We start from the raw sequence: 6,205 nt of genomic DNA, 5'->3' as shown, positions 1-6,205 counted from the left end.
TTTATTTCCCCAAGACCCTTACAATCAAAGAATGCTTTTGCCCCTATCTTTTTTAGATTCTGAGGCATACTCTCAAACGATAAGCTCTCACATCCACTGAATGCTTCTTGTCCAATCTCAGTTATTTTGTCAGGAAGTGCTATTTCCATTATTTGATTACATCCGAAAAATGCTCTCATACCAATGATCGTATTTCTCGTACCTATTGATATTTCTCGTAGTTCCTCGCAACCATAGTACATTTCATTTCCCACATTAAAGCTTTCTGGAACAGATGCTTTTTTAAGTTTTATGCATCCTTTAAAAAGACTATCTGTGCTGTTTGCTATCACACTATTATCTATCTCAACTGTTTTCAGCGTAACATTATCACTAAAAATCTTATTATTGATATGAACTTTGAATTCTTTGTAATCAATATACGCAATGCCTGATATATAAACTTCCGTATCAGAACCGATATATTTATTTAATGTAATAATCTCATTAGATTCATCTACAGAATACTCATAGTCTTCAATCCATTCGCTTACAAATACATTTGGTATACGGTTAGAACTGTACCAATCATAATCTATAAGTTTCTTATTCTTTGAAAGTATAGATGTTGGTATGCACTTAGATGTGTAAAATGCTCTAGCTCCTATTTCTACCAATTCTGTTCCATCATATATTATTTTCTCCAAGTTACAGCAATCACAAAAAGCCTGTTCACCAATATATTTTAGACCATGTGGCAATTCAATAGATTTTAGATTTATACAACCTCTGAATCCATCTTTTTCAATTTCATATACACCACTAGAAAAAGTAATTTTTCTAAGACTATTGCATCCGAAAAAAGCACCTTCGCTTATTACGGTTATTCCATCCCCTATAGATATTTCTTCCAAAGAACCACAATTATAATACATATTTTTACCGATAGCTGTATTCTCTGGAAGCATTGCATTTTGTAAGTTCACACAGCCACTAAAAAATTCATCTGTACAATAAATAATTACATCGTTAGAAATTGTTATCTTTTCCAATACTTCATTATTATAAAAAGAGGTATTTTCTAAACAAATATTATATGTTTCACCATCGACATTTATAGGGCTTTCAACTATTATCTCTTTTTCTGTACCAACATACTTTTCCAAAGTCACAATATGATTTTGATCGTCAATCTCATATTCATAAGATTCAATCCATTTAGGTACAATTCTCTTTATTTCACGATTGGAGCCTTTCCAATCATATTTTTTTAATGTACTGTCTGCCGACTCGACCATAGTGGTTACTGTCTTGTCCGAAAAAAATGCATTTAATCCAATATTTGATAATTGTATTCCTGCATATTTTATCGTCCCAATTCCATAACAATTGTAAAAGGCGGCATAACCTATTGACGTTAATGATGATGGTAGTGTGAGTGTTTTCTGATAGTAAACCGACTGAAAACAATCGTAAAATGCGTAATCGCCAATACTCGTGACTTTATTAAGTAATGCCCCTATACTTTGAAGATTTGAACATTCATAAAACATATACGCATCTATTTGAACTATTTCTCCGCCATATTTAATCTCAGTCAGACTTGTACAGCCTCTAAACATGCTATTTGAATTCAAAATGTCAACGTCATCATCTATTCTAACTTGTGTAATTCTTTTATTATTCTCAAAAACTGAGCCCTCCAGTGCAACATGATATTTCTTTCCTTCATAAAGACAATAAGCTGGTATTGCTACAATGCTTGTACTAGAATTATTTCCATGAAATTTCGTGAGAATTATTTGCGAATCATCTATTCTAAAAGAAAAATCATTTGAAATCTCATAAAAAACAGAAATATTACACCTATTAATTTCGTCATAAAAGTCCGAATTATATAGCCTTTCAAATCGTGCATTTAGCATGTGGATTTCAATGTCTGACACATTAGTTAAGGTATAATTAGTAGCTGCATAGTAGATAAATGAATATGGTACTACCAACAGAGCATCTTTTGTGAATGCTTTATCAAACATAAACCATCTTGAATATTGATGACTATTCGGAAACTTAAAATTACTCAAATCCAATATTTTTAGGTTACTACAGTTCTGAAACATATAGTCCATTTCATTAACTCTTGCTGTATTAAACATACTCAAGTCAAGGGTTATCAATTCACTACAACCACAAAACATATGTCCCATATTAACAACTTTTTTTGTGTCAAACATACTTAAGTCAATAGATGTTAGTTCATTACAATCTTTAAACATGCATCGCATATTAGTGACATTGCTTGTATTAAAATTGCTCAAATTTACACTATGTAAATTGGTACAACTACGAAACATGCAGCCCATGTCATTTACATTACTTGTATCAAAACTACTTAAGTCCAAAGATGTAATCTTTTGACAATTCTCAAACATAGCAAACATATCTGTTACTCTGCTTGTATCAAGTCCACTTATATCAAGCATGCTCAATTCACTACACCCGCTAAACATAGATTTACATGATATAGCCTGTATTCCAGCCTCGAAACAAATACTTGTAATACTCGCATTATTTTTCCATATACCTCCATTAAGTACTACATTATATGTTATTCCATCTATTAACACATATGCCGGTACATTAATTTCCGTATCATTACCAATATAACTATTAAAGATAATCCACCTGTTATCATCATCTATATCATATACATAATTCTTATCTATAGTAGCTATGTCAACGGTGTCTTCAATAATCTCATTTTCTTTTGCATATGCTTTAGTTGAATATAGATCAATTATTAATAAAATAATCATTGCGAATATTATGCATACTACGTCAGTTCTCTGTCTTCTCATAACAATACTCCTACTTAGAAAATTTCCATACATAATAAATTTTCACATAAAAAAATGGGGATTTCCCCTAATCCCCAATGCAGTAAATGGTATCATAAATTAATTTTTATTTCAATAAATCGTTATATCGTTTATTTTTAATTCCACACATTTATGAAAGTATTATCTTGTATAATAATAAATTCTGTTTTCTTTAGTAATTTACAATACATCCTTACCCAAGATACAGGCTTTTTCAGAATTACACATTTATTTTCATGCTGTTACATATAACTGTAATTATACGAAGTAATATTTTGTACAGCGCCTCTATTAGCATCTATTAATGATGATACCTGTATAAATAATTGGGCTTTTATAGAAAGGCAAAAAGAAATCATTATAGCAGGAAAACAAGTAAATTTGATCTTCTGTTCTATCACATAAATCTACGATGCTATGTTGTGCTAGAACTTAAAGTAAAGCCCTTTGATCCTGAGTTCCCCGGAAAGCTGAACTTTTATATAAATGCTGTGAATGAATTTGTAAAACGAGTCAGTGATAACGCTACCATCGGGCTGTTGATATATAAAATATGGATAATACAAAAGTACAACTTGCGTTCCAAGGCATTACTACACCTATGGGTGTACTCTTTTTATTTCTGTTGATGATTTATAATTCTTATATCCCAAATCCCCCTGTAAGTCGCCAGTTCCACTTATATCTAAAGTTCCATCCTCATACAAAGTCCACGAAATAGTACCCCCTGTCTTGCTTTCAATAATCTCTGCAGCTTAAACATCTTTCTTGATGAACAGCATTGCAAAAACCATCTCCATTTCATTTATTTGCTATAATTAGACCTATAAATGGATCTAAATAAATATGTTCAGCGGACAAGCATTGGGATTATGCACTAAAAATGATAAAAGTTAATAGTATCAAGCCAACAGAAGATTTTGAGCAATAAATTGAAAAAGGAAAAGGCAAATTTACCATAGAAGATGCAAATTTTTTCTTGATAAGAATACAAAATAAAGGAGATTTGTTGATGAATAAAAAAGACACAACTGAATATATGAATACTGCTATTGCGGCAGATTTATTTGATGTTAATAAATCCACGGTTGCTAAGTACTGCCGAGAAGGAAAAATAAAGGGATGTACAAAAGTCGATGGAAAATGGATGATTCCGAGTAAAAGTATAAAACCTCTGACACAAAAGCAGACAGTTACTATTCTTCAAGACTTATTGATAATCAAAAACAACAAAGCTGAAAATGAAGAGTTACCTGATTATGCCCTTGAGTTAGTATATAAATATTTATATGACCAAGGTTATATTATCTCATATAAAACAAAAAAGGGTAATATTCTTAAGCCACGAAAAATCAAACTCACAGAAAAGGGAATGAATTTGGCATTAAAAGGGGATCGCAAACTTGATAAAATTAATCCTGAAGCAATAGAAAAATTTGTGACCATGGTAGTGCAACTTGCCTCCCTATACCTCCAATATAAAGCAATAAAATGACCTGGTGCGACTATTATATCTACGGCATTCTTAGTTCGGATTATAATCACTGTGAATAGTAACCAAACAAGTTCTTACTGCGTGTCACAGGAGAAGCGGAGGTAAAATTTTAGGCACCTTATTTCAAATTCCACAGAGTTTTTGAAATAAGATGCCTATATATTTTCTTTTATTTCAATTTTGATTTGACTTACATTTCTATTAGCTCATGCTATACGCCATTCTCTCTCTTATCCAATAAAATGCGTCCACTGACGTTCTTCCGTCTCAGGAAGTCCATACTTCTCTTTTCCAAGAGCAATGCTCTTCATAAGGAAAGTCATATTCCTAGCAAGAGTACGCATGGTCTGGAGGCCTTCAAGATCCTGTTCCGCCTCACCTTTATCTCTTCCATGGACACTATTCCAGTACTGGCTTGTTGCAACAGCCATTCCGCAGTTCATAAAATACTTATTCAGCTGGTCAAATGTAGCAGAGCATCCACCCCTGCGGGCAACAGCTATGCTTGCACCAACCTTCATGGTCCTGTCAAAGCCGGTACTGTAAAACAATCTGTCGAGACAGGATACAAGTGTGCCATTTGCAGCGGCATAATATACAGGAGATGCCACCACAAGTCCGTCTGCTGCCTCAAACTTAGGTGCAAGCTCATTAACAATGTCATCAAAGACACATTTTCCGCTCGTCTTACATGAAGAACATGCTATGCAGCCTCTGATATCTTTGTTGCCGACCTGTACAACTTCTGTTTCAACGCCCTCAGAATCAAATACCTTCACCATCTCGTTAATTGCAATAGATGTGTTGCCACCCACTCTGGGACTTCCGTTAATGATCAGTACTTTCATAGTCATGCCTCCCTTCAAATATTTAATTAATTATAGTCGCTAAGCATTCAAATTGCTACGAGCTTCTTCGTTATTTCCGATGATTGCTGCAACTTTATCGCAGCTCTTCACGTTCTGACAATCCCCACAGGTTTCGAATCCATTCTTCATACCGCATTGTCTGATCTGGCAAAGCGAATCACAGAACGGAGTCTTCACACCATCAATGCGACAGCCCACGCAATTAATCATCTCAGGAGTAATCTCAACCTGATTCAGTTCTGTCCACTCCTTTGCGGCTTTTGCTCGCAGATCATCATCATTGTTAACAGTAGCAATACGAGCCTCACAGGCTTCACAATCTAAACCGCAATATGCAATAAACTTATTCATTTTCATAGCCTCCTTTACCTGACTATATATTACATATTGGAGCACGCTATACCACTCGTTTCACTTATTAAGTGAGTTTATGCACGGATATTTCTTAACCGCAAGCTCACTCTAAATCCAGCTTATAGTAATGAGCATCAAAGTATGTCTCTTCTCCATACTTTTTGTATCGTGTTTTCTTATCTTCTGAAAAACCAAGTTTACGAAGAAGTGCGACAGAGGCAAGATTTAAATCTGCCACTTCACCGGTAACAGACTTGCCACCTGCTGCCCTGATCCATTCTATCAGCGCACCTATCATTTCGGTTCCAAGCCCTTCTTTCCAGTGGTCTTTAGATATGCAGTAACCGATGTCATAATTCTCATTTTCGGGAAAAGCACAGCAGGTACCGACACGGCTGCCATCCTCTTTCAAAATAGCTATCAGATAATATCCATCAGGACTATCCTCCATCTCAGCTACGGCCTGGCGGTAGCCTTCATCCTGATTCTCTGAGGAAGGATCAGACATATACTTTCCATTCTCTGCATCTCCCCAAAGTGCCAGCGTAAAATCAGTGTCAGTTTTTCTCCAGGACTGTATTATAAGTCTTGGTGTCTCAATATTTTTTGTAAGTAACATTCTCTAGTAA

6 protein-coding genes are annotated in these 6,205 nt (G+C 34.4%); 2 read left to right on the top strand and 4 right to left on the bottom strand.

Annotated features, from left to right (window positions below; genetic code table 11):
* On the bottom strand, positions 1-2,837 hold a 2,837-nt coding region (locus G608_RS20360; RefSeq protein WP_035794959.1), incomplete at its 3' end, for a leucine-rich repeat protein.
* Between the two features lie 347 nt (positions 2,838-3,184).
* On the opposite strand from G608_RS20360, the gene G608_RS24550 reads away from it, so the two are divergent.
* Both G608_RS24550 and G608_RS0107545 read left to right on the top strand, forming a co-directional pair.
* Complete coding sequence (locus tag G608_RS24550; RefSeq protein WP_081677344.1) at positions 3,185-3,487, top strand: PDDEXK nuclease domain-containing protein; 303 nt, start codon at positions 3,185-3,187, stop codon at positions 3,485-3,487.
* Between the two features lie 383 nt (positions 3,488-3,870).
* A complete protein-coding gene (locus tag G608_RS0107545; RefSeq protein ID WP_026495524.1) occupies positions 3,871-4,353 on the top strand; it encodes a helix-turn-helix domain-containing protein in 483 nt (160 codons plus the stop codon).
* A gap of 230 nt (positions 4,354-4,583) precedes the next feature.
* Here G608_RS0107545 and G608_RS0107540 read toward each other — a convergent pair whose 3' ends face one another.
* The 3 genes from G608_RS0107540 to G608_RS0107530 form a co-directional block, all read right to left on the bottom strand.
* On the bottom strand, positions 4,584-5,201 hold the full coding sequence (locus G608_RS0107540) for a flavodoxin family protein (RefSeq protein ID WP_026495523.1): 618 nt from the start codon (positions 5,199-5,201) through the stop codon (positions 4,584-4,586).
* A gap of 39 nt (positions 5,202-5,240) precedes the next feature.
* The gene (locus G608_RS0107535; RefSeq protein WP_026495522.1) at positions 5,241-5,573 is read right to left on the bottom strand and encodes a DUF3795 domain-containing protein; all 333 of its coding nucleotides are present in this window, start codon (positions 5,571-5,573) and stop codon (positions 5,241-5,243) included.
* Between the two features lie 106 nt (positions 5,574-5,679).
* Positions 5,680-6,195, bottom strand: coding sequence for a GNAT family N-acetyltransferase (locus G608_RS0107530; protein WP_026495521.1), 516 nt, complete (start codon positions 6,193-6,195; stop codon positions 5,680-5,682).
* Positions 6,196-6,205: the final 10 nt, after the last annotated feature.

The sequence above is a fragment of the Butyrivibrio sp. WCD3002 genome (assembly GCF_000424265.1).
Taxonomy (GTDB): domain Bacteria; phylum Bacillota; class Clostridia; order Lachnospirales; family Lachnospiraceae; genus Butyrivibrio.
The sequence above is the reverse complement of the archived record's forward strand: the minus strand, read 5'-3'. Positions and strand labels throughout refer to the sequence as shown.

Excerpts from the sequence above, each read along its gene's own strand:
- G608_RS0107545 (WP_026495524.1), top strand. The coding sequence starts at position 3,871 with ATGAATAAAAAAGACACAACTGAATATATGAATACTGCTATTGCGGCA.
- G608_RS0107540 (WP_026495523.1), bottom strand. The coding sequence starts at position 5,201 with ATGAAAGTACTGATCATTAACGGAAGTCCCAGAGTGGGTGGCAACACA.
- G608_RS0107530 (WP_026495521.1), bottom strand. The coding sequence starts at position 6,195 with ATGTTACTTACAAAAAATATTGAGACACCAAGACTTATAATACAGTCC.
- G608_RS0107535 (WP_026495522.1), bottom strand. The coding sequence starts at position 5,573 with ATGAATAAGTTTATTGCATATTGCGGTTTAGATTGTGAAGCCTGTGAG.